Source organism: Arthrobacter glycogeni (assembly GCF_054510815.1).
Map to the genome: position 1 here is coordinate 245795 of NZ_JBTNDV010000003.1, position 23344 is coordinate 269138.

A 23344-nucleotide genomic window follows, 5' to 3' on the forward strand; every position below is an offset into this window, starting at 1 on the left:
CCTAGTCGGTCCACGCGGCTGAAACCTTGACGGCGTCCAGGTTGGGGCCGACGTCGTGCACGCGCACACACCAGGCACCCGCGGCGGCGGCGAGCGCCGAAATGGCGACTGTCGCCGAGTCCCGTTCCTGCGGGGCGGCTGCCTTGCCGGCTGAGGTGAGGAGCGTGCCGAGGAACCGTTTGCGTGACGCGCCGATCAAGACCCGGTGCCCGAGCATGGTAAACCGGTTGATGGCACCCAGGATCATCCAGTTGTGGGCTTCGTCTTTGGCGAATCCGATGCCGGGATCGAGGATGATCTGGCTGGGATCAACACCCGCTGCAACGAAGGCATCCCGAATGTGGATCATCTCAGCGATGACCTCATCGACCACTTCCCCGTACTGGGCGAGGGAACCCATAGTCGCTGCGGTGCCGCGGCGGTGCAGGAGGATATAGGGCACGTTCCGCTCGGCAATCAGGGCGGGCATCGCGGGGTCGTAGGCGAGTCCCGAAACGTCGTTGACCAGGGCGGCGCCGGCGTCGAGCGCTTGTGCTGCGGTCGACGCGTGCATGGTGTCCACGCTGACCAAGGCTCCCGCCTTCACCAGGGCCGCCACCACGGGCAGGATCCGCTGTTGTTCCTCGTCGGGACTGGTCAGATCCGCGTTGGGGCGGGTCGATTCCCCTCCCACGTCGATGATGTCAGCGCCGGCGTAGTGCATCCTGAGGCCTTCGGCGATTGCCTCATCGGCGCTGGCGAAACGCCCGCCGTCGCTGAACGAATCCGGGGTGACGTTGAGGACCCCCATCACGAGTGAGCGGTTGGTGGGCAGGTCGGCGAGGGTCTTCGCCTTCCTGGCGACCCTTAGGACCGGAAGTGGTGAGGTGGCCGGCCCGGTTCCCGGCGCCGCAGCGAGTGAATCCATCGGTCTGTGATGTCCTATCTTCCAAGTATCAGGCTCATGGCTTCGGCCCGGGTAGCGGGGTCCCGCACCTGGCCGCGTACAGCTGATGTAACAGTCTTGGCGCCGGGTTTGCGCACCCCGCGCATTGACATGCACATATGTTCACATTCGATAACCACAATGGCACCCTTCGGCTGAAGATGCGTCATGAGCGCTTCAACAATTTGGGTGGTGAGCCGCTCCTGGACCTGGGGGCGCCGGGCAAAGACCTCCACCAGGCGGGCCAGTTTGCTCAGCCCGGTCACCCGCCCCTCCGCTGACGGAATGTACCCGATGTGGGCAGACCCGTGGAAGGGCACGAGATGGTGCTCACAGGTGGAGTAGAACGGGATGTCCTTGACCAGGACTAATTCCTCGTGGTCGATCTCGAAGGTGGTGGAAAGAATTTCCGCCGGGTCCTGGTGAAGCCCGGCGAAAAACTCGGCATAAGCCTTCGCCACCCGTTTCGGTGTCTCAACCAGTCCATCGCGATCAGGATCCTCCCCGATCGCGGCGAGGATCTCCCTTACCGCCCGTTGGATCCTGAGCTGGTCCACAGGTGAACCTGCTGCCTCGAGGGCCGCTGAGAACACCTCATCATCGAAATCGGTCACTGGAGCAATCCTACGCGGTGCCTGCGGCCCGGCCGTTTAGGGCTGGGCCCCTCCGGCGCCGCCCTTGCCGACGGATCCGTTCCCTGACTCCGCTGCGGGCAGTTCGGTGCCGTGCACATCAAAATCTCCCATGAGGTGCGCGTCGGCGATCTGGTCCTGTGGCGCGACGGTCTCGGGTGCGGGTTCGCCAGCCTCGTTGGCTTCAGCGCGCTCCTTCTTGGAGGTGACCGGTGGCAGGGCGTGAACCGGGCGGGAATCCTTGGACAGCCACACGTCGCGTAAATCGCGTTTGCGGATCTCGGTGAAGACCTCGGCGATCTCCGCCTGGTTCAGGGTTTCCCGTTCCAGCAACTCCAACGCAACCCGGTCAAGAACGTCACGATTCTCGGTCAGAATCTCGTAGGCCTCGTCGTGCGCGTTGTCGATCAGCCGACGGATTTCCTCATCCACGATGTACGCAATGTGGTCTGAATAATTCCGTTCGTGGCCCATGTCCCTGCCCAGGAAAGGCTCCCCGCCACCCTGGCCCAGCTTGACCGAACCGATTCGTTCGCTCATGCCGTACTGGGTGACCATCTTGCGGGCGGTGGCGGTCGCCTTCTCAATGTCGTTTGACGCACCGGTCGACGGATCGTGGAACACGATCTCCTCGGCGACCCTCCCGCCCATGGCGTACGCCAACTGGTCCAGCAGTTCGTTGCGGCTAATAGAGTACTTGTCGTCGCTGGGAAGCACCATCGTGTAGCCCAGCGCTCGGCCACGCGGAAGGATAGTGACTTTGGTGACCGGGTCGGTGTTGCGCAGCGCCGCCGCGACGAGTGCGTGCCCACCCTCGTGGTAGGCGGTGATCTTGCGTTCACGTTCCTTCATCACCCGGCTGCGTTTCTGCGGCCCGGCGATGACGCGGTCGATTGACTCGTCGAGGGCACGATCGTCAATCAGTTGGGCGTTTGACCGCGCCGTCAGCAGCGCCGCCTCGTTAAGCACGTTCGCAAGATCCGCGCCGGTAAATCCAGGGGTCTTCTTGGCTACCGAGCGCAGGTCCACATCCGGTGCCATGGGCTTGCCCTGTGAGTGAACCGTAAGAATGTGTTCGCGGCCCAGCATATCCGGCGCTTCAACGCCGATCTGCCGGTCGAACCGTCCTGGCCGCAGCAGAGCGGGGTCGAGGACGTCGGGCCGGTTGGTGGCGGCGATGAGGATCACGTTGGAGGTGGCGTCAAAACCATCCATCTCGACCAAAAGCTGATTCAGTGTCTGCTCCCGCTCGTCGTTGCCACCGCCGATGCCGGCCCCACGGTGGCGTCCGACGGCGTCAATCTCGTCGACGAAGATGATTGCCGGGGCGTTCGCTTTGGCCTGTTCGAACAGGTCCCGCACACGGGACGCGCCGACGCCGACGAACATTTCAACGAAGTCCGATCCAGAGATCGAGTAGAACGGCACGCCAGCTTCTCCTGCCACGGCCCGGGCCAGGAGGGTCTTGCCGGTGCCCGGCGGGCCGTACAGCAGCACGCCCTTGGGAATCTTGGCGCCGAGGGCCTGGAACTTTGCTGGTTCCTGAAGAAACTCCTTGATTTCGTGGAGCTCTTCGACGGCCTCGTCGGCACCCGCCACATCGTTGAACGTGACCTGGGGCATGTCCTTGGTGACGAGTTTCGCCTTGGACTTCCCGAATTGCATCACCTTCGACCCGCCGCCCTGCATCCGGGAAAGCAGGAACCAGAAAATGGCGCCGATGATCAAGAGTGGCAGGAGTAGGCCCAGCAGGCTGGTGAACCAGTTGCTTTCAGCGGGCTGGTCGGTGAACCCTTCGACGTCGGAGGCGTTGATCGCTGCCACCACATCGTCGGCACGGGCGGTGCTGAAGAAGAACTGGACACTGCGGCCCAGGTCCTCATAGTCCTCGCGCAGGGTCAGGTCAACGCGCTGGTCGCCGTCGTAAATCTTCGCCTGCTCCACCTGATTGTCATTCAGGAGGTCCAGGCCCACGTTGGTGTCCACCCGTGAGCTATTGGTGCTGAACAGGTTGGGCAGGATGATCAGCAGCGCCACGACGGCGAGCACAATCCAGAAGATGGGCCCCTTGAAAAGGTTCTTAAATTTCATTCGTCTCAGGGTTTCGAGACCCTGTCCCTCCTGCTTAACGAGTCAGATACCGCTGACGTCACGCGGCGGGCGCGCAAGGAAAGCTGTACAAGCTTTACACCGTCTGCACACAACCACGCACCAAATCACCCATAAGTTCCCTATGGGCGGACAGACTTCGCCCGGGTCCGGCGTCCCGGGGCTGGTTGGGGCTACTCGTAGACGTGCGGGGCGAGTGTGCCGATGAAGTCGAGGTTGCGGTACTTTTCGGCGAAGTCCAGGCCATATCCGACGACGAATTCGTTGGGGATGTTGTAGCCGACGTACTTCACGTCGATACTGACCTTCGCGGCTTCGGGCTTCCGCAGTAGGGTGCAGATTTCCACGGAGGCCGGTCCGCGGGACTGCAGGTTGGACTTCAGCCAGGAGAGTGTCAGGCCGGAATCGATGATGTCCTCAACGATGAGCACATGCTTGCCCATCAGATCGGTTTCGAGGTCCTTGAGGATGCGGACGACGCCCGAGGACTGGGTGCCGGAGCCATAGGAAGACACAGCCATCCAGTCCATCGTGACGTGGGAGTGCAGTGCGCGCGCCAGGTCCGCCATGACCATTACCGCGCCCTTCAGGACACCGACAATCAGAAGGTCCCGGCCTGCGTAGTCGGCGTCGATCTGAGCCGCCAACTCAGCGACGCGCTGCTGGATTTCCTCTTTCGTGTAGAGGACATGCTTGAGGTCGTCCTGGACGTCCTGTGAATCCACCAGTTACTCCTGAAGGTTTGGATGATGGGGCTGCACCGACGGCTTAGGGAAGCGCACGGTTGTTTCTAAAGACAAGACTGCCATAGCTTGGGTCCCCTTGGGGAACGGCCTTCCCTCGCACCTGACGGTGCACGCTCACGCCCCCGCCGAGCTGCACCGGCCCGGCCGAGCCCCGCCGGTCGAGCAGCGTCTCCGCCGCACGGATCCGCTCGAAACTTGGCTGCTCTCCGCCGAGCCGGACGGCGGCGAGCGCAAGGACCCGTTGCCGCAAAGATGGCGGCAGGGACCGGAGCGCGTCCTCCAGGAGCAGGATGTCGGTTCCGTCGAAAACGTGCAGCTGGTCGTAGGTTTCGAGGCTGAGTCGGTCAAGATAGTCGGCGTCCTGCGCCAGAATCCGGGAGCTGCGGTACAGCGCCCGCGCGACTCCGGGGCCCAACTGTTCCTCCAGGTAAGGCAAGACCTGAGCCCTGACCCTGGACCTGGCGAAGCTGGGATCGGAGTTGGTTGGGTCGTACCACGGTGCGAGTCCTTCAAACCGGCAGATCTCAACCGTCTCGTCCCGTCGCAGCCCCAGGAAGGGCCGTAGATAGAGCCCCCGCTGCGCCGGCATACCGGCGAGGGACCGGGTGCCGGAGCCTCGGGCAAGTCCCAGCAACACCTGCTCCGCCTGATCATCAAGCGTATGGCCGAGCAGCACTGCCGACGCACCGGACTCGGCAGCCGCAGCGTCCAGCGCCTTGAAGCGCGCGCTCCGTGCCGCCGCCTCCGGCCCCATCCCCCGGTGGTCAACTGTGACTGTGCGCACGCCGACCGGGTCCAGACCCATGGCCGTCAGGGTCAGCGCCGCCTGTGCCGCGATCGCTGCACTGCCGGGCTGGAGTCCATGGTCCACCACTACTGCGCCAACCCGATACTCCCCGGAGCGGCTGGAGTGGGCGGCGACTGATGCCAAAGCCAGGGAATCGGGCCCACCGCTGCAGGCCACCAGGAGGAGCGACCCTGCCGGGGTTCCGCTTATCTCAAGGGCATGTCGGAGCAGATTGCGCGCGTTGGCAACCACCGGGCTGAGCCGGGGGCGCCTAACCACCGCTAAGCAGTCCCATCCGGGTGATCCACTTGTCCGGGGCGTGGATCTCCTCTTCGGTGGGGAGGTGTTCGGCGCTGATCCAGACGCTGTTGAACCCTTCCATGCCCACCCGGTCCACGACCCTCCGGACAAACCGCGCCCCGTCGCTGTACTGCCGCATTTTCGCGTCCAGCCCCAGCACGCGGCGCAGGAATTTCTCCACCGGACCGTGAGACTTTCCTCTGGCATTGAACCGGCGGCGGATGGTTTTGACGCTGGGGACGATAGTTGAATCGACGGCGTCCATCACCACGTTTGCGTGTCCCTCGAGCAGACTCATGACGGCGGTGAGATGGGACATCCGTGCCTTGTCCTGCGGGTCCTGCAGGAGGGAAAGTATCCCGTTGTCGCTGCCCCGGTGCTGGCTGTCGGCACCACCCTGGTCCGCATCGGATGGCTGCGCCCGACTGGTGATGCCCTTCGCGGCTTTAGCGAGCCGCTCGGAGAGGCCGTCTGCCTTACCGAGCAGACCCTCCGTGAGTTCGGAGATGTGCGCCAACAGGTGGTCCTTCAGCCAGGGCGCCGCAGCGAATTGCACCCGGTGGGTCTGCTCATGCAGGCACACCCACAGCCTGAAGTCGGCGGGCTCCACGTTCAGTTCACGCTCGACCGCCAGAATGTTGGGGGCAACCAGCATCAGCCGTCCGTTGGTGCCGTTCCTTGCGGGGCCAAAGGGATCGTACTGCCCGAGCACTTTAGACGAGAGGAAGGCCAGAATGGCTCCGAACTGGGCACCGGTGAGAGTTCCGCCGAGGGCAGCGCTGGCGGTGCTGAGTTCGTCTTTCCTGGCACGCGACAGGTGCTCCAGCGCCGGCGCCATCAGCGCCTGGAAACTCTGGGTGTTGGCTTTGGCCCACGATGCCCTGTCAACGATGAGCACGTCAGAGTCCCGCAGATCTTTCGCTGCGTCGAGCCCGGTGATCTGATGGACATACCCGATCGAAGCCTCGGCCGCCGCCCGCAGGTCGGCGACTGCTGTAGCGATTTCGTTCGCACTCGCCTGGGGGCCGGCGGGGATGAGCTTCGCGGCGCTGGACGCCGCGAGGTCCCAGTTAATAAGTTGTGCTGGTGCTTTGGGTCGGACGGTGGACGAAGGGTTGCTCTCCATGAGGTCCATTCGATCACATTAGCCTGAGAGGAACGGGGGCTATCTGCAGCCGCAGCCGGCCAGGGTGGCGGCGGCTCGGTCGATCGCCGTCCGCGCAGCGAAGGTATTTCCATCCAGCCCGCCGGCGATCAAGGAGAAAACCAGCAGCCGTCCATCCGCCGTCACCACGTACCCGCTGAGCGCCGTCACCGCGTTGAGGGTTCCCGTTTTCGCTCTGACCAGGCCGGCACCGTCGGCCGCTGGCCCTTGCGGTTGGTACCTGTCCTGCAGAGTGCCCGATAGTCCGCCGATCGGCAGCCCATTGAGGACGGAGGCCAGCCCGCGCTCCTTTGAGACGATCAACGCGCGCACCACGGCAGCGAGTTGGGCCGGGGACACCTCGTTGCGTGGGGACAGCCCGGCCGCGTCGCTGACCACCAACCCTTCCGTGGCTACGCCCAACTGACTAATAACGCTCACGACGGTTTCCGTGGCGCCGCCGAAGGAGGCTGGCTGGCCGCCCGCCCGCGCTGCCAGCCGGGCCAGCACTTCGGCGAGGTAGTTGTCGCTCGTCAGCAGCATGTGGTCCACCTGTTCGGCGACCGTTGCCGACCCAACAGCGGCCAGCCGAACACCGTCGTCGGGGGCCTGCGTCCGGGTGACCCCAGCTGTCACCTCAATACCGAGTTCGCTGCCGACAACCGCGAACGCGTCGCTGAAGACTGTTGCGGCGGCAAGGGCAGCGTCGGGTGACCGCGGCCCCTGGGTGGCACCCTCGTCCACCCAGGACGAGTTGATGGCCAGCGGATAGATGGGGGCGATCTCGCCGGCAGCCACGTCACCCGGCAACCAGCCGGCGTTGAGGGTGGGGCCGACGAACAAGGTGTCATCCAGCAGGATGGTGAACGGGGCATCGGCCGGGTCAACAGCAGCTATTACCGCAGCAGCAGTAAGCAGTTTCTGGTTGGATGCCGGCAATTGGGGCGTGCCCGAGCCCCTGTCGAAGAGGACACCGCCGGTCTCGGCGTCCATCACCATCCCGGAGAACCCACCCGGTCCGTCCAGTGCGAGTTCTGCGTCAAGGGCGGCCGTCAGGATGTCGGGGTTCGGCTCTGGAGCCGCCGGATCCAGAGCCGTCACGTGGGCGGGGGGCGTGAGGGTCAACGGCGGTAGCTGCCGTGCGTCGGTGGTGGGTTCAGGCGTCGGCTCCGGCTCCTCAGAGGCCCGAACCACCGATGGCACAGCCGCAAAACCCAGGGGAACGGCGAGGACAGCGAAAACCGCAACCAGCAGGGCTGCAGTGACCACCCGTATGCTGCGGGGCAAATAAATCCCCCTCGGTTATCAGTCGAACTGGTTCAAACCCACGGGATGCGTCCCAAACCTATATGTTTAAGACTAGACCGACGTGGCAGCCCCTGCGGCATACCGCCGCGCGCTGACCACAGGATTCCACAGGAGAGTGCCATGAACCTCGACGTCACCATAGAGATCCCCAAAGGATCACGCGTCAAGTACGAAATCGACCACGAAACGCACCGGCTGCGCCTTGACCGTGTCCTTTTCACCTCGATGCAGTACCCCACCCACTACGGTTACTTTGAGAACACCCTCGGCGAGGACGGCGATCCGCTGGACGCGATGGTGATGCTCCAGGATTTTGACCTGATTCCCGGCGTACTGGTGGAGTCCCGTCCCATCGGCGTGTTCAACATGACCGACGACGGCGGCGGCGACGCGAAGGTCTTGTGCGTTCCGACCGACCCCCGCTTCAACCACATCAAGGACCTATCGGATGTGTCGCCGTTCCTGCTGGACGAGATCAAGCACTTCTTTGAGCGCTACAAGGACCTTGAGCCCGGCAAGTGGGTTGAGGCCGCAGACTGGGCCGACCGCGCTGCGGCCGAAGCCGAAGTCGAGGCCTCGCTGAAGCGTTTTCAGGAGCTCGGCGAGCAGCGGGAAAAAGATGAGCCGCAGGGGCGGGACGTCGACGCCGATGTCCAGAACGCCGCAGCCATCCCACAGGGTCGCTAGTCTCCACACCGAAAATCAACGGTTATCGGTTGATTAGAGCGTTGTGGGGCATGATTTCAGGCATACTGAAGCCATGCTCTACGTCCTAACGATCAACCAGCGTGACTCCCGCGAGGTGGGAGACCTGGTCAGCGATCTGCTGCGTGGGCTACGTCACGTCGACGCTGTGGTGCCGTTCCAGCGGTCCACCGGGGACGAACTGCAGGGGGTTGTTGACAGCGCCTCGATTGCCGTCGATGTCGCCCTGACCGCCCTCCGGCACCGGCGCTGGCATGTCGGAATCGGTGTTGGCGGAGTCAACGCACCGATCCCCGGGAATATCCTCGAGGCCGAGGGATATGGGCTGGTCTACGCGCGCCGCGCCGTCACCCGGGCACAGAAAACCGGCGAACGTATTCCCCTCGCCGTGGAGGGCCCGGATTCCGTGGTGGCGGGCGAGGCCGAGGCGGTTCTGCGCCTGCTCGGTCAGATTGTCTTCACCCGGACAGAGGCCGAATGGAATGTTCTTGACCTGCTGACCCCCGGCGCCAGGGGACAGCAGCGGCTGATTTCCGCTGAACTGGGGATTACTACCCAGGCTGTCAGTAAGGCAGTGGTCAGGTCGCACTGGATTGAGGAATGGGCCACCCGGCCCGCGGCTGCGAGGCTCCTCGACCTCGCCGCCGGACCCGTGGCCCTGCCGCCGTCGTCCGTACCCTATGAGCCGGGCTCCTAGACGAGGGTGCGGAGGACCTTGGCGGCGCCGTCGTCGTACACGCTGGCGGTCACCTCGGTTGCTGCTGCCAGCACCTCAGCCGGCGACTGGCCCATCGCGACGCCGCGGGCAGCCCACGTCAGCATCTCAATGTCGTTTCGCCCGTCGCCCATAGCGACGGTCTGCGACGGGTCAATGTCCAGGCGACGGCGCAGCAGTTCAAGGGCACTCGCCTTAGTGACACCGGCCGCCGCAATGTCCAGCCACGCCGTCCACCCCACCGAATAGGTGACACCGTGAAGGCCGATTGCCTCGACTGCCTCTCCGAACTGCTCGGCAGTGCTGTCGGTACTGAACACCACGACCCGGACCGCCGCGGCGTCGAGCATCTCATCGAAATCCACGGTGCGGGTCTTCGCCCCGAAGCTCGCGTCCTGGAACGGTTCAGTGGCGAGAAAGTTTCCCTCGTCGTCTTCGAGGGCGTATTTGGCGGTCGGCAGGCGTTCCCGCAGCGCAACGAGAGCCGGCCGGGGATCAAAAGTGACCCGGTCAATAATCTCAAAACCCTGCGCCAGGGTGGGATCGACGCGGAGGGTCACCCCGCCGTTGGAGCACACACTGTAGCCGTGCGTGAGCCCGATGTGTTCAATGATGGGCAGCGCGGCACCCAGTGAGCGGCCCGTAGCGATGATGACCTCGTGCCCGGCGTCGACGACGGCCCGGGCGGCATCCCGGACCTCGTCGGTCATCTTTCCGTCATGATCGACCAGCGTGCCGTCGACGTCGAGGGCGATGAGCTTACGGTGGGGCCGCTGGTCCTCGGTGCCGGCAGTAGTAAATTCTTTCATTACCCCAGTGAACCAGATTCGCCGAGCGGCGGGGTAGGGAGCGTCAGGAGGCGCCGAGTACCGGCAGCACGTCGAGCCCGCCCAGGTACGGCCTAAGCGCCCGCGGTACGGTCACCGAACCGTCGGCATTCTGGTGGTGCTCAAGGATCGCGACAATCCAGCGGGTGGTTGCCAGCGTCCCGTTGAGTGTTGCAACCGCGCGGGTTCCCTTCTGACCTTCCGGCTGCCGCTCACGAATGTTCAGACGGCGGGCCTGGAAGGTGGTGCAGTTGGAGGTCGAGGTCAGCTCCCGGTACGCCTCCTGGGTGGGAACCCACGCCTCGCAGTCAAACTTGCGGGCGGCTGACATGCCCAGGTCCCCCGCGGCAGTATCGATCACCCGGTAGGGCAGCTCCACTTTGGCTAGCATCTCCTCTTCCCACGCCAGCATTCTGGCGTGCTCGGCGTAGGACTCCGCTTCGGTGGTGTAGGCGAACATTTCTACCTTATTGAACTGGTGCACCCTGATGATTCCGCGGGTGTCCTTGCCATGGGAGCCAGCTTCACGGCGGTAGCAGGAGGACCAGCCGGCGTACCGGACGGGCCCGGCTGACAGGTCGAGGATCTCGTCGGAGTGATAGCCGGCCATGGCCACCTCCGAGGTGCCCACCAGGTACAGGTCATCTTCGGCAAGCCGGTAAATTTCGGCGTCATGAGCCACATCGAACCCGGTGCCCTGCATGATTTCCGGGCGGACCAGGGTGGGGGTGATCATCGGGGTGAACCCGGCCTGAACCGCCTGGTCCATGGCCATGTTCAAGAGCGCAAGCTCCAGGCGCGCCCCGACGCCCTTGAGGAAGTAGAAGCGTGAGCCCGAGACCTTCGCCCCACGTTCCATGTCGATGGCGCCGATGAGCTCACCGATTTCCAGGTGATCCCGGGGTGCAAAGCCTTCGCCGCTGAAGTCCCGTGGGATGCCGACCGTTTTGACGACCTCGAAGTCGTCCTCGCCGCCGGCTGGCACGCCCTCCTGGATGGCGTTGGGGAGGCTGCGAAGGAGTGCGTCCTGCTCCTGTCGGGCGGCCTCGGCGTCGGCTGCCGCGGCTTTCACCGAGGCGGCAAGTTCCTTGACCTCCGCGAGCAATGCCTGCTTCTCCTGGCCCTTGGCCTGGGCGACGCGCTTGCCGAAGGCGTTCTGGTCTGCCCTCAAGGATTCGGCGCTGGTGACCACCTCCCGGCGGCGGGAGTCAGCCGAGATAATCGCATCGATCAGGTCGACATCAGCACGGCGGGCGCGCTGTGATGTGCGGAATTTCTCAGGATTGTCGCGGAGTTCGTTAACATCGATCACGAGCCAACACTATCAATGGCACGGCGCGATGATGCCCCGACCTCTCCACGGGGCGATAGCCTGAGGGGCATCATGCAACTTCGCCTGATCTTCCTGATTGCCTTGGCCCTGGTCGCGGCCGGTTCCGTTGCGAGCTGGCGAGGAGTCCGCCGTCTACATTTCCGCAAACCCCCCGCACCCGACGCGGCACCTCCCCTTCCGGCACCAACTGACCGGCAGCGGGTGGCCCTGGTCGTGCACCCGGGGAAGCCCCATGCTGGACTCGCCCGGGACCTGGTTGAACTGGCCTGCGTGGAGGCTGGCTGGGACCCGCCGCTGGTCTTCGAGACCAGCGTCTCCGACCCGGGCTTTGGTCAGGCCAGCCAGGCCCTCCGGGAAGGGTCCGACGTCGTCATCGCTGCCGGTGGGGACGGGACGGTGCGTGCCGTGGCCCGGGCTATGGCGCACCAGAGCGCCATGCTGGGCCTCATTCCGTTGGGGACGGGAAACCTGCTGGCACGGAATCTTGGCGTTCCGGTGTCGGATCTGGCAACGAGTGTGCGCCACGCGCTTCATGGCGGTGGGCGTCGGATCGATATGGGACGCGTCAAGCTGCTCGACGACCGGACTGGTTCAGGCACCGAGCACGTTTTCCTGGTGATGGGCGGAGTTGGCCTGGACGCCGTCGTGGTAGCGGCGACGCGGGACGTCCTGAAAGAGAAGTTGGGGTGGCTGGCCTATAGCGAAGCCGGCTTCCGCAGCCTGCCAGGCAAGCGGCAGCGAATGGGAATCAGCCTCGATGGTCAGCCGTCGCAGGTCAGGACCGTCCACAGCGTCCTGTTCGCCAACTGCGGGCGCCTTCCCGGCGGGATCGAGCTGATCCCCGATTCGACGCTCGATGATGGCTACCTGGATGTGGTGGTGATGAGCCCGCGGAGTATCCTCGGCTGGATCTGGATGGGTGCCAAAATTGTCCTCCGGCCGCGGAGCGTTATCCCGGTCATCAACTACTATCAGGCACGGAGCGTCACAGTGACGGTGTCTGAACCTACACAGACCCAGCTCGACGGCGACCTCTCGGGCGTTGTCACGTCAGTCACCGTTAGCATCGATCCGGGTGCGCTGATCGTCAGGTCCCTCCCGGCACCCGCTTCGCAGCGCACCCGACCAGTGGTGCGAAGGACTCGCGGCTAGCGGGAACCACCTTCTGTGTCGGCATCCGTGTACCCACCCTGTGGGCCGGTGCCATCAGATGGGTCTTCCTCGACGTCGGTGTACTCGCCCTCGTTCTCGGGGTTCTGCTCGCCGGTAAATCCGCCGTCGGTGGCGCTCTTCTTCTGCGCACCGGTGTATCCGCCGCCGGGGACGGGCTCGAGGTTCTCGGTGTCCGAATCAGGAAACTCGCCCTTCGCCTGGCTGTTGATGAGCTGCTGCTCCTCCGAGAACCGCAGGTCGTTGGCCTGGTCTCCGGCGTCTCCGCGGTAGTTCTCGTCGGAGGTGGCTCCGCCGCCTTCGTTCGAGGTGCTGTCTCGTCCTTCGTTAGCCTGCTCGCTCATGGTGCGCCTTTCGTTGAACGTGTGCGCCTACGCTGGCGCCTTGAGTGAAGCCTACTGAGGAAAAGGTTCCGGTGGGAAGGATCCTCACGCTTTAAGCAGCCCGCGAACAGCTTTCTCGGAGGCTGAATAGCTGGCGATCTCAATGACTTCGCCGACCATAAACCGGTCGACCAGTCGTGGGTCCACGTACGAGCGCTTCGCTACGGCCGGGGTGTTCCCGAGTCGCTCGGCGACCGCGCGCATGGTTGCCGCGACAGCTTTCTGGCGGGCGGTGCGGCTGGTGGCCAGCAGGTCACTGCGTGCGAGGTCCATGGCCGCGACGACCGTCGCCTGCCAGGTGCGGAAGTCTTTTGCGGTGAAGCCCTCCCCAGTGACTTGGCGGAGGAATTCGTTCAGTTGCGATGCGTCAACGCGGTGCCATTCGCCGTCGGCGGTCCGGTAGGCGAGCGCCGTGTCGGCCGGTTCGCGCTTAAGCATGGGCCGCATCGCCGCCGAAAGGTCAGCGTCCTCAACGGTTGACTCCCACTGTTGGCCACTCTTCCCGGGGAACTCAAAGGTGATCACCGACCCTTTGATACTGACGTGCTCGACCTGGAGGGTGGTGACCCCAAAGGATCCGTTGGCTTCGGCGTACTGTTCGGAACCGATTCTCAGCGACCCCGAATCGACAATCCGCAGCGCAGCGGCGAACGCGCGCTCCCGGGGGATGCCCTCGCTGCGTAGATGGGAGGTGATGACTCGCCGGGCTGCAGGCAGCTTTTCCCCGAATTCCAGGGCGCGGTCGAACTTCTCGCGGTCCTTCTTCTGGCGCCACGCCGTGTGATAGACGTACTGGCGCCGCCCCGCTGCGTCGGTGCCGAGCGCCTGGATGTGGCCGTTGGGATACGGGGCAATCCAGACGTCCTGCCAGGCCGGCGGGATCGTCAGCTCCTTGATCCGCCGCAGCTCGATGGCATCGCGAAGCGGTGTTCCGTCGGGTGTCCGGTAGCCAAAGCCCTTTCCATGCCGGCGACGGGTAATGCCCGGCTTTTCACAGTTGCTGCGCCGAAGTCGGGGCATGGGTGCGACCTTTCAGGATTGAGAAGATCAGACTACTGCGTAGCTGCCGATCCGGTATGGACGGATCACGGGCGTCCCTTACGCCTAGTCGTCCTTGAGGAGCGAATCCACCCAGATCCTCGCCGCCCGGAACGCCTCGTCGGAGGTGTGCCTGGCGACCGAGTGTTCACGCCGGTCGGCCCTGGCGTAGGAGCCCAGGAACCGCAGGTGAGGGCTGATCCGGTGCAATCCCTTCAGTGCGTCGGCCACCCGGGCATCGGCGATGTGCCCCTCGGCGTCGATGCTGAAGAAGTAGTCGCCGAGGAACTGGCCGGTGGGCCTGGATTCGATTCTGCTCAGGTTCACTCCGCGTGCGGCGAACTGGTCGAGTATTTCCATCAGCGCCCCTGGATGATCTTCCGGCAGGGGAATGACCAGCGTCGTCTTGTCGGCACCCGTGGGTTCGGGGAGCACGTTGGGCCGGCTGACCAGGATGAACCGGGTCACGGCGTCGGACACATCACCGATATCGCGTCCCAGCACCTCCAGGCCCAACCGTTCGGCCACGAACGGCGAGCAGATTGCTGCGTCGTAGGGGCAGCCGGCGTCGAGGAGGCCAACCGCGGCCGCGGCGGTCGAGGATCCTGGCAGATATTCTACGTCGGGAATATGTTTGGCGGTCCACGCCTGACATTGTGCCCAGGCATGACCGTGGGTGGAAATGGTGCGCACCTCGGTCAGGGGCGATCCTGGTTTGGCAACCAGGACAAACGTGATGGGAACCAGCACCTCGCGGATGATCCGGAGTGGATCCCCGTGGGCGATGGCGTCAAGGGTGGCGCTCACCCCGCCTTCCACCGAGTTTTCGATCGGGACCATGGCGGCGTCAACAGAGCCATCCCGCACCAAATCCAGCGCGGCGTTGACGGTCGGGGCGGGAACCCGGCGGGCGACATCGGCTCCGGGCACCTGCAGCAAGGCTGCCTCGGTAAAAGTCCCCTCGGGGCCGAGGAAGGTGTAGGACGCTGGAGAGGTCATGCTGTCCAGCTCACAGGACCGCGGGTGGCTGGTCGGTGTCGGAGACCATCGGACGATCAGCTTCAAGCCATGCGCCCATTCCACCGGTCACGTTGACTGCCGAGTACCCGTTGGCTACCAGCCACTGGGCAACGCGCTGGGAACGGCCCCCGGTCCGGCAGATCACGTGCAGGTCAGCGTCAGGGTCAAACTCGTCCAGCCGTGCGGGAATCTGCTCCATCGGAACATGCAGTGCGCCGTCGATGTGACCGGCGGCCCATTCGTAGTCCTCCCTGACGTCCACCACAGTGGTGTCCTCGACAATTGAATCAATCGAGACGTTCTCAACTTCGCTCATCACTCATCCCCTTCCCATGGGTCGTATTCCGCCCAAGCCTATAGTGGGAGGCGAACCTCACCCACCATGCTGCGCCCAAACCGGGAGGTACCAATGACCGCTGATCGCCCCACCATCCTTGCGACGTCAGGCGGGTACCGCAAGGGCCTCCGGGTGGACCTCGAATTCAATCTGCTCATGCATCACGCCGTCGAACTGTCGGGCGTCACAGGGCGAGCCCCGCGGGTCACCTATGTGGGCACCGCAGGCGGCGACTCACGGGAGTGGAATCAGCGGTTTACCGAGGCTGCCCGGATTGCGGGCTTCGACGCAGCGTGCCTGAACCTGTTCACCATGCCCAATATCGATCCGATGGAGGATCACCTGCTCTCCCAGGACGTGGTGTGGGTCGGTGGCGGGTCGGTTGCGAACCTGCTGGCCGTCTGGCGCGTGCACGCCCTCGACCAGCTCTTTCACCGGGCCTGGCAGGCCGGCGTGGTCCTCGGCGGGGTTTCAGCCGGTTCTATCTGCTGGTTCCGCGGCGGCGCAACCGATTCCTTCGGCCCCGAGCTGCTACCGGTCACCAATGGCCTGGGCTTTCTCCCCTACGGAAACGGCGTGCATTACGACTCGGAGGAACGCAGGCGTCCGCTCATCCACCGGATGGTCGCCGACGGCACCCTCGGAGAAACCCATTGCACCGACGACGGCGTGGGACTGGTCTACCACGGCACCACCCTGGTGGAGGCGGTCAGCGAAACCCCTGGCAAGAGCGCCTACCTTGTTCGGGCCGGCGCGGGCGACAGTGTCGATGCGGTGGCAGTTGAGGAAACACTGGAACCCCGGCTGCTGGGGGAAATCCGGTGACCGAACTTCACAACCTGACCGCGCTGGCCCAGCGCGACGCTATCGCGCGGGGCGAACTGGGCTCGCGCGAATTAACGTCCCACTATCTCAGCCGGATTGACGAACTCAATCCGCGACTGGGGTCCTTCATCACGGTGACCGCGGATCAGGCGATGCACGAGGCGGCCGCAGCGGACAGCCGGCAGGCGTCTTCCGCCCGGTCGGGCGGTCACCTGCCAGTGCTCCACGGCATGCCGCTGGCGCACAAGGACCTGACCGACGTCGCCGGCGTCGTGACCACCTACGGCACGGCGGCGATGGACCAGGTACTCGCTGCCACTGATTCGCCGCTGGTGGCGATTCTCCGAGCTGCCGGCGGCATCAGCCTCGGCAAGACCCAGGTGCCCGAATTCGGTCTGAGCTGCCACAGCGAAAACACTATTGCGCCCCCGGCCAGGAACCCGCTCGACCTGTCCCTCAGCCCCGGCGGATCCTCCGGCGGCAGCGCGGCAGCGGTCGCGGCCCGCCTGATCCCGTTTGCGCCGGGCAGCGACGGCGGCGGATCGGTCCGCATTCCCGCCTCGGCGACCGGCCTGATCGGGCTGAAACCGAACCGGGGGCGAATTCCTTCCCTGTCCGGCCAGGCGGACCTCGGCCAGTTCGTGGTGGCGGGACCCCTGGCCCGGACGACCGCCGACGCCGCACTTCTGCTCGACGCGATGGTGGCCGAGCCCAACCACCGGGCCACCAGTGCGGTGCCAGGATCGACGTCATTTCTCGGCGCTGCCCTCCGGGCGGACGGCACGTTCCGGATCGGCGCCAGCACTGTCTCGCCCTTCGCCAGTGCCTACGACATTGTCCTGGACCCTGAGGCCGTGGCAGCTTACCAGCAGGGCATCACGGCTCTCGGGGCCGCGGGGCACGACGTGGTCGACGCCGACATCAGCTACGACCCCCGCTACCATCAGGCCTTCCAGCTGGTCTGGACCGCCTCCCTGGCAGCGGCTCCCATCCCGCCGGATCGCGAAGCACTGCTCTCCCCGCTCGCCCGTGATATGCGGCGCCGTGCCATGGCGCGCAGCGCGGCCGAGCTGGTCGCCGCCGTCGACATCCTCCGGCAATTTGAGCAGCAGACCATTGCCGATTACTCGAGGTTCGACCTCATTCTGACACCGGCGCTGGGCCAGACTCCCCGCCCGATCGGGTGGTACGACTCGGAGGACGGTGATGTCGATTACATGAGACAGTGCCAGTATTCCCCCTACACGTCGATGGTGAATGTGTGCGGACTGCCGGCGATCACCCTGCCAACCCTCGCCACCAATAGCGGCCTGTCCATGGGAGTCCAGCTGATCGGGCGCCCCAGCGCCGAGGCGCAACTACTGGCGGTTTCGGCGCAGCTTGAAGCGCAGGGCGTTTAGCCGGGACGACGGCGAAATCCGCCGGGTCCACTTCAGTAGCCAAAATGCGCGTGGCACCATGGGATAAATGACCACATCATCTGAGACGTCCGCCCGTCCGGCGGAAAAAACATTCATGGGCCACCCCCGAATGTTGGCCAATTTGTTCAGTATCGAGCTGTGGGAGCGCTTCTCTTTCTACGGGATGCAGGCCATCCTCCTGCTGTACATGACCTACAGCGTCACCGAGGGTGGGCTGGCGATCAACCAGGGGGTTGCCGCTGGTCTGGTCGGCGCGTATGGCGGCGGTGTCTACCTGTCGACGATCCTCGGCGCCTGGCTGGCCGACCGGGTGCTCGGGTCCGAGAAGGTCCTCTTCTCCTCGGCGATCATGATCATGGTCGGCCACATCGCCCTGGCTGTGCTGCCAGGCGGGGCGGGCCTGACGGTGGGCCTGATCCTCGTTGGCATCGGCTCCGGCGGCCTCAAGGCCAACGCGACCTCCCTGGTCGGCACCCTGTACCGGCAAGGGGATGAGCGGCGCGACGCCGGCTTCTCGATCTTCTACATGGGCATCAACCTTGGCGCCCTGGTCGGACCGCTGATTACCGGCTGGCTGCAACAAAGCTGGGGATTCCATGTGGGCTTCGGCGCCGCGGCGGTGGGCATGGCCATCGGGTTGGTGCAGTACACCCTGACCCGGAAGAACCTTCCCGCGGAATCGCATGCGGTGGAGAACCCGCTGCCGTCCGCCGATTACCGGAAGTGGATGTTGATCGCCGTCGCGTTCCTGGCCCTCGTTGCGGTGGCCATCCTGACCGGTGCAGTCACCCCCGACAATCTGGCGGACCTGATGGCCTATGCGGCAATCATTGCCACGGTGGCCTACTTCACGGTGATCCTGCGGAGCCGCAAAGTCAGTGCCTTGGAGCGCCGCCGGGTGTATTCCTTCATGCCGCTCTTCCTCGCCAGTGCTGCGTTCTGGGCGCTGTTCCAGCAGCAGTTCACCGTGGTGCTCCTGTACTCGGAGCAGAGCCTGGACCGGGAGATCCTGGGCTGGACCATGCCCGCCGCCTGGGTGCAGTCGATCAATCCGGCGTTCATCATCCTGTTCGCCGCGGTCTTCGCCGCGCTATGGACCAAGCTGGGGTCACGGCAGCCGTCGTCGCCGCTCAAATTCGCGCTGGGCCTGATCTTTATGGGTGTCGCCTTCCTGATGTTCATTCCGTTCTCGGGCGGCGGCGCGAACAGCACACCGCTGCTGGTGTTGGCCATGATCCTGCTGTTCTTCACCTTCGCCGAACTGTTCCTCTCGCCAATTGGCCTCTCGGTGGCCACCAAGCTGGCGCCCGAAACGTTCAGGACCCAGATGGTGGCCCTAAACTTCCTGTCCATCTCCCTGGGTACTACGGTTTCGGGCATCCTGGCCGGCTACTACGACCAGGACAATGAGGTGCCCTACTTCTCCTTCAGCGGGATCACCGCGATCGTGTTGGGTATCCTGCTGGTAGCAGCAACTCCAGCGATCAAGAAGCTGATGTCCGGGGTTCGCTAACCCGCTCCCCCGGCCGAACGGCGCCCGCCCCAACACCGGGGCGGGCGTCGTCGTCGTTGTGGCATTGCCGCGCGCCCCTGCCGGTATTGCGCGCCGCCGTGTCATGAATGAGACTGTTACTCACCGGTAACCCGCAATGATCGAAGGAGATCACGTGCCCAATCTCGCCAACAACCTCGCGTCCACTGCCCTGGTGCACCCGGACGCGGTGGGCATCAAGCTCGACGACGTCGAACTCACTTTCGCCGCATTGGACGGGTGGAGTCAGCGGGTATCCCGCCTGCTGGTGCAGAAGGGCGTGCAGCGCGGGGACCGGGTGGCGCTGATTATGCCGAATATTCCGCAGATGGCATTTATCTATTATGGCGTTCTGCGCTTCGGTGCTGTGGTGGTTCCCCTCAATCCGTTGCTGAAGGCCCGCGAGGTGGCCTACCACCTCACCGACTCCGGCGCCCGGCTGGTGTTCGCCTGGGAGGGAATTGTCGCTGAGGCAACGAAGGGCGCGGAACAGTCGGCTGACGACCAGGGCGTCGCGCTGGAGGTCATCACCGTTAATGGGGCAACGTTCATGCAGCAGTTGGGAGCTGTGGAACCGGACCCCGTGGTCGCAACAGTCGATGCTGATGACACTGCGGTTCTGCTCTACACCTCGGGGACCACCGGCCGCCCCAAGGGCGCGGCCCTGACCCACTCCAATTTGCAGCGTAACACCGAGATTTCACGAGACCTGATGGGCACTAAGGTAGGCGACGTGCTCTTCGGCGGGCTCCCGTTCTTCCACATTTTCGGGCAGACCTGCGCGTTGAACGCGGCGATGCTCACCGGCGCCACCGTGACGCTGCTCCCCCGGTTCGAGCCCGGGAAGGCGTTGGAGATCATTGCACGCGACCGGGTGACCATCTTTGAGGGCGTCCCCACCATGTACATCGCCATGCTGCGGCATGCGTCGGTCGCGGGGACCGACCTGTCATCGCTCCGCGTGGCCGTATCCGGTGGGTCGGCGCTACCGGTGGAGGTGCTGCACGAGTTTGAACGGGTCTTCGCTGCTGAGCTGCTGGAAGGGTACGGCCTGTCGGAGACATCGCCGATTGTCAGCTTCAACCGGCGCGGGACGATCCGCAAGCCGGGCTCGATTGGGACACCGGTGGACGGCGTTGAGGTGCGGATGCTCGACACCGACGGAGTCGAGGTGCCCACCGGCGAGGTGGGTGAGCTCGCTGTTCGAGGCCATTGCGTGATGAAGGGGTACTGGAACAACGACGACGCCACGGCGGCTGCCATCCCCGACGGCTGGTTCCGCACCGGAGACCTGGCACGGTTTGACGAGGATGGGGCCATCTTCATCGTCGACCGGAAGAAGGATGTCATCCTCCGTGGGGGATACAACGTTTACCCGCGCGAGGTGGAAGAGGCGCTCTACGAACACCCCGCTGTAGCGGAAGCCGCAGTCATCGGCGTTCCGGATGACCTCCAGGGTGAGGAGATTGTGGCAGTCGTGGGCATCAAGGCCGAACTCGAACCGGCGGACGACGACGCCCGTGAGCGGCTGAGCGCCGAAATACTTGAATTCACCAAGGAGCGCGTTGCCGCATACAAATACCCCCGCCGGGTGGTGCTGGTGCAAGCCCTGCCCAAGGGCCCGACGGGGAAGATCCTCAAACGCGAGATCCAGGTCTAACTGCGCCACCGTTCACCCGGTAGGTGCTGGGAACGTAGAGGGAGGCAGACGATGGCCGCACCAGAAGATCAGACCGCCCGGGTGTTGCGTGCCTGGGAGCAAAACGCTGACAACTACGACCGGCAGATCGCCTTTCTGGACCGGGTCTGGTTTGGGGGCGGCCGCGAATGGTTGGGTGACCGCGCCGAGGGCCGCATCCTTGAGGTGGCCATCGGTACCGGGCTGAACCTCCCCCATCTCCCGCCTGGCGCCCGGGTGACCGGGGTTGACCTCAGCCCGGCCATGCTCGCCGTCGCAGTTGACCGGGCACGCCGCCTGGGCCGCGACGTTGATGTGCGGGTAGGTAACGCCGAACAGTTGCCGTTCGACGACAACTCGTTCGATTCGGTGATCTGTGGATTATCGCTCTGCGGGATTCCTGATCCGGAGGCAGCCGTCCGGGAGGCCTGGCGGGTGCTGGTGCCCGGTGGAAGGCTGCTCCTCCTCGATCACGTGGCGAGCACCTGGCCACCGATTTACGCACTGCAGTGGCTGCTGGAGCGCTTCACAGTCCGGACGGCTGGCGAGCACTTCACCCGCCGCCAATTACCCCTGGTGCAGGCTGCCGGATTCGTCGTCGTCGAGGTGGAACGCCTCAAAGCCGGCACCATTGAACGGATTCACGCCCGTAAACCCTGAGCCCGGCGGCCTGGATGTCGAAACGCGCCGCGCATTTGCCACCCGGGGCTGTAATAGTCCCGGTTCTTTGGCATGCTGTAGCAATGGCAAACCGAGCGGGCACAGTCGCCCTCCCCAGCGATCTCGTCAATGTTTCTTCGCTTCTGGACGCGTATTTCGACGTCGTCCCGGACCTGAACGACCCGGCACAGCGGGTCGCGTTTGGCACGTCGGGTCACCGCGGATCCTCCCTGAAAGCCTCGTTCAACGAGGGGCACATCGCTGCGATCACCCAGGCGATCGTCGAATACCGGGCGGGCCAGGGCATCACCGGTCCCCTGTTCATGGGCCGGGACACCCACGCACTCTCCGAACCGGCCCAGCAGACAGCCCTTGAGGTCCTGGCCGCGAACGAGGTCACAGTCAAGGTGGACGCCCGCGGCGCCTATACCCCCACCCCTGCCGTCTCCCACGCGATTCTCGCCCATAACGCCCGCGGCGCCGATCAAGCCGACGGCATCGTCATCACACCCTCACACAATCCGCCGGGCGACGGCGGATTCAAATACAACCCCCCGCACGGCGGCCCAGCAGACTCGGATGCCACCAACTGGATCGCCGACCGGGCCAACACCCTGATGGAGGGTGGGCTACGGGAGGTGCGGCGCGTCCCCGCCAGCCAGGCGCGGCAGGCGGACGGCATCGGAACCTACGATTTCCTGCAGCACTACGTCGAGGATCTTCCCACCGCCCTCAACCTTGATGCCATCCGGGCGTCCGGCCTGCACATCGGCGCCGATCCGATGGGCGGGGCCGCTGTCGACTATTGGGGTGCCATCGGCGAAACCCACAACCTGAACCTGACCGTCGTGAACCCCGCCGTCGACCCCCAGTGGGCGTTCATGACTCTCGACTGGGACGAGAAGATCAGGATGGACTGCTCCTCGCCGTCGGCGATGGCCTCGCTGATTGCCCGCTCGTCGGAGTTCGATATCTCCACCGGGAACGACGCCGACGCCGACCGGCACGGGATCGTCACCCCCGATGCGGGCCTCATGAACCCCAACCATTACCTTGCGGTGGCCATCGACTACCTCTACCGGAACCGTCCGCACTGGCGGGCGGACGCCGTCGTCGGGAAGACCCTCGTGTCGTCGTCGATTATCGACCGGGTGGCCGCCGAGCTGGGGCGGACCCTCGAAGAGGTGCCCGTGGGGTTCAAGTGGTTCGTGCCGGGTCTGCTCTCCGGCGGGCTCGCCTTCGGTGGGGAGGAGTCTGCCGGGGCGTCATTTCTGCGCCACGACGGCGGGCCCTGGACCACCGATAAGGACGGCATTCTGCTGGCTCTGCTGGCCTCCGAGATCACGGCGGTCACCAGCCGCACGCCGTCCCAGCACTATGCCAGCCTGACCGACCGGTTCGGCTCGCCCGTCTACGCGCGGATCGACGCTCCCGCGTCGCGGGAGCAGAAGGCGGCGCTCGGGAAGCTGTCGCCGTCGGACGTCTCGGCGACAACCCTCGCGGGCGAAACCATCACTGCAAGGCTGACCACGGCCCCGGGCAACGGAGCGTCAATCGGTGGGCTGAAGGTCACCACCGAGAACGCGTGGTTCGCTGCCCGCCCGTCGGGAACCGAGGACGTGTACAAGATCTACGCCGAGTCCTTCAAGGGCGCTGACCACCTCAAGCAGGTCCAGGAAGAGGCTAAGGCCCTGGTAGACGCCGTCATCGGCGGCTAACCCCCACCGCCGCACCGTGAGGTGTGGCCCGT

The 23344-nt window shown here is 64.9% G+C and carries 21 protein-coding genes and 1 pseudogene; 9 read left to right on the top strand and 13 right to left on the bottom strand.

Annotated features, from left to right (window positions below):
* Nucleotide 1 precedes the first annotated feature (1 nt).
* The 7 genes from folP to dacB form a co-directional block, all read right to left on the bottom strand.
* Nucleotides 2–907, bottom strand: coding sequence for a dihydropteroate synthase (folP, locus tag ACX80G_RS05095; protein ID WP_459306105.1), 906 nt, complete (start codon nt 905–907; stop codon nt 2–4).
* Between the two features lie 14 nt (nt 908–921).
* Nucleotides 922–1539, bottom strand: a complete 618-nt coding sequence (gene folE, locus ACX80G_RS05100) for a GTP cyclohydrolase I FolE (RefSeq protein WP_459306107.1) — start codon at nt 1537–1539, stop codon at nt 922–924.
* A gap of 36 nt (nt 1540–1575) precedes the next feature.
* Nucleotides 1576–3648: an ATP-dependent zinc metalloprotease FtsH gene (gene ftsH, locus ACX80G_RS05105; protein ID WP_459306108.1), complete on the bottom strand. Its 2073-nt coding sequence runs from the start codon at nt 3646–3648 to the stop codon at nt 1576–1578.
* 191 nt (nt 3649–3839) lie between these two features.
* Nucleotides 3840–4391, bottom strand: coding sequence for a hypoxanthine phosphoribosyltransferase (hpt, locus tag ACX80G_RS05110; protein ID WP_196839557.1), 552 nt, complete (start codon nt 4389–4391; stop codon nt 3840–3842).
* A gap of 43 nt (nt 4392–4434) precedes the next feature.
* Nucleotides 4435–5478 (bottom strand): tRNA lysidine(34) synthetase TilS, encoded by a 1044-nt coding sequence (tilS, locus tag ACX80G_RS05115; protein WP_459306110.1) that lies wholly within the window; start codon nt 5476–5478, stop codon nt 4435–4437.
* Nucleotides 5471–6625 (bottom strand): Rv3626c family coenzyme F420 biosynthesis-associated protein, encoded by a 1155-nt coding sequence (locus ACX80G_RS05120; protein ID WP_459306112.1) that lies wholly within the window; start codon nt 6623–6625, stop codon nt 5471–5473. The genes tilS and ACX80G_RS05120 overlap by 8 nt, the downstream gene beginning before the upstream one ends.
* A gap of 39 nt (nt 6626–6664) precedes the next feature.
* Nucleotides 6665–7930, bottom strand: coding sequence for a D-alanyl-D-alanine carboxypeptidase/D-alanyl-D-alanine endopeptidase (gene dacB, locus ACX80G_RS05125; protein ID WP_459306114.1), 1266 nt, complete (start codon nt 7928–7930; stop codon nt 6665–6667).
* Between the two features lie 141 nt (nt 7931–8071).
* Between dacB and ACX80G_RS05130 the strand changes: the two are divergent.
* Both ACX80G_RS05130 and ACX80G_RS05135 read left to right on the top strand, forming a co-directional pair.
* Nucleotides 8072–8542, top strand: a pseudogene (locus ACX80G_RS05130) (inorganic diphosphatase); the annotation flags it as partial.
* Nucleotides 8543–8711: 169 nt separating this feature from the next.
* A complete protein-coding gene (locus ACX80G_RS05135) occupies nt 8712–9353 on the top strand; it encodes a hypothetical protein (RefSeq protein ID WP_459306115.1) in 642 nt (213 codons plus the stop codon).
* On the opposite strand, the gene ACX80G_RS05140 is transcribed toward ACX80G_RS05135, so the two are convergent.
* Entirely contained in the window at nt 9350–10180 is an 831-nt protein-coding gene (locus ACX80G_RS05140) for an HAD family hydrolase (protein ID WP_459306116.1), read from the bottom strand. The genes ACX80G_RS05135 and ACX80G_RS05140 overlap by 4 nt on opposite strands.
* A 43-nt stretch (nt 10181–10223) precedes the next feature.
* The gene (gene serS, locus ACX80G_RS05145) at nt 10224–11510 is read right to left on the bottom strand and encodes a serine--tRNA ligase (protein ID WP_459306117.1); all 1287 of its coding nucleotides are present in this window, start codon (nt 11508–11510) and stop codon (nt 10224–10226) included.
* Nucleotides 11511–11582: 72 nt separating this feature from the next.
* On the opposite strand from serS, the gene ACX80G_RS05150 reads away from it, so the two are divergent.
* Nucleotides 11583–12683 carry a diacylglycerol/lipid kinase family protein gene (locus ACX80G_RS05150; protein ID WP_459306118.1) on the top strand — a complete coding sequence of 367 codons (1101 nt, stop codon included), beginning with the start codon at nt 11583–11585 and terminating at the stop codon, nt 12681–12683.
* On the opposite strand, the gene ACX80G_RS05155 is transcribed toward ACX80G_RS05150, so the two are convergent.
* The 4 genes from ACX80G_RS05155 to ACX80G_RS05170 form a co-directional block, all read right to left on the bottom strand.
* Nucleotides 12680–13045, bottom strand: coding sequence for a hypothetical protein (locus tag ACX80G_RS05155; protein WP_459306119.1), 366 nt, complete (start codon nt 13043–13045; stop codon nt 12680–12682). The two genes, ACX80G_RS05150 and ACX80G_RS05155, sit on opposite strands and share 4 nt — an antisense overlap.
* A gap of 84 nt (nt 13046–13129) precedes the next feature.
* Nucleotides 13130–14104, bottom strand: coding sequence for a DNA topoisomerase IB (locus tag ACX80G_RS05160; protein WP_459306120.1), 975 nt, complete (start codon nt 14102–14104; stop codon nt 13130–13132).
* Between the two features lie 84 nt (nt 14105–14188).
* Nucleotides 14189–15121, bottom strand: coding sequence for a prephenate dehydratase (pheA, locus tag ACX80G_RS05165; protein ID WP_459306121.1), 933 nt, complete (start codon nt 15119–15121; stop codon nt 14189–14191).
* Between the two features lie 10 nt (nt 15122–15131).
* The gene (locus ACX80G_RS05170) at nt 15132–15458 is read right to left on the bottom strand and encodes a rhodanese-like domain-containing protein (protein WP_459306122.1); all 327 of its coding nucleotides are present in this window, start codon (nt 15456–15458) and stop codon (nt 15132–15134) included.
* 93 nt (nt 15459–15551) lie between these two features.
* Between ACX80G_RS05170 and ACX80G_RS05175 the strand changes: the two genes are divergently transcribed.
* The 6 genes from ACX80G_RS05175 to pgm all read left to right on the top strand — a co-directional run bounded on the left by ACX80G_RS05175 (nt 15552) and on the right by pgm (nt 23312).
* Complete coding sequence (locus tag ACX80G_RS05175) at nt 15552–16304, top strand: Type 1 glutamine amidotransferase-like domain-containing protein (protein ID WP_459306124.1); 753 nt, start codon at nt 15552–15554, stop codon at nt 16302–16304.
* Nucleotides 16301–17704, top strand: coding sequence for an amidase (locus ACX80G_RS05180; RefSeq protein WP_459306126.1), 1404 nt, complete (start codon nt 16301–16303; stop codon nt 17702–17704). Before ACX80G_RS05175 ends, ACX80G_RS05180 begins: the two co-directional genes overlap by 4 nt.
* Before the next feature lie 67 nt (nt 17705–17771).
* Nucleotides 17772–19238, top strand: a complete 1467-nt coding sequence (locus ACX80G_RS05185; protein ID WP_459306128.1) for a peptide MFS transporter — start codon at nt 17772–17774, stop codon at nt 19236–19238.
* Nucleotides 19239–19392: 154 nt separating this feature from the next.
* The gene (locus tag ACX80G_RS05190; protein ID WP_459306130.1) at nt 19393–20916 is read left to right on the top strand and encodes a long-chain-fatty-acid--CoA ligase; all 1524 of its coding nucleotides are present in this window, start codon (nt 19393–19395) and stop codon (nt 20914–20916) included.
* Between the two features lie 51 nt (nt 20917–20967).
* Complete coding sequence (locus ACX80G_RS05195) at nt 20968–21594, top strand: class I SAM-dependent methyltransferase (protein ID WP_459306131.1); 627 nt, start codon at nt 20968–20970, stop codon at nt 21592–21594.
* A gap of 83 nt (nt 21595–21677) precedes the next feature.
* Nucleotides 21678–23312 carry a phosphoglucomutase (alpha-D-glucose-1,6-bisphosphate-dependent) gene (gene pgm, locus ACX80G_RS05200; RefSeq protein ID WP_459306132.1) on the top strand — a complete coding sequence of 545 codons (1635 nt, stop codon included), beginning with the start codon at nt 21678–21680 and terminating at the stop codon, nt 23310–23312.
* Nucleotides 23313–23344 lie beyond the last annotated feature (32 nt).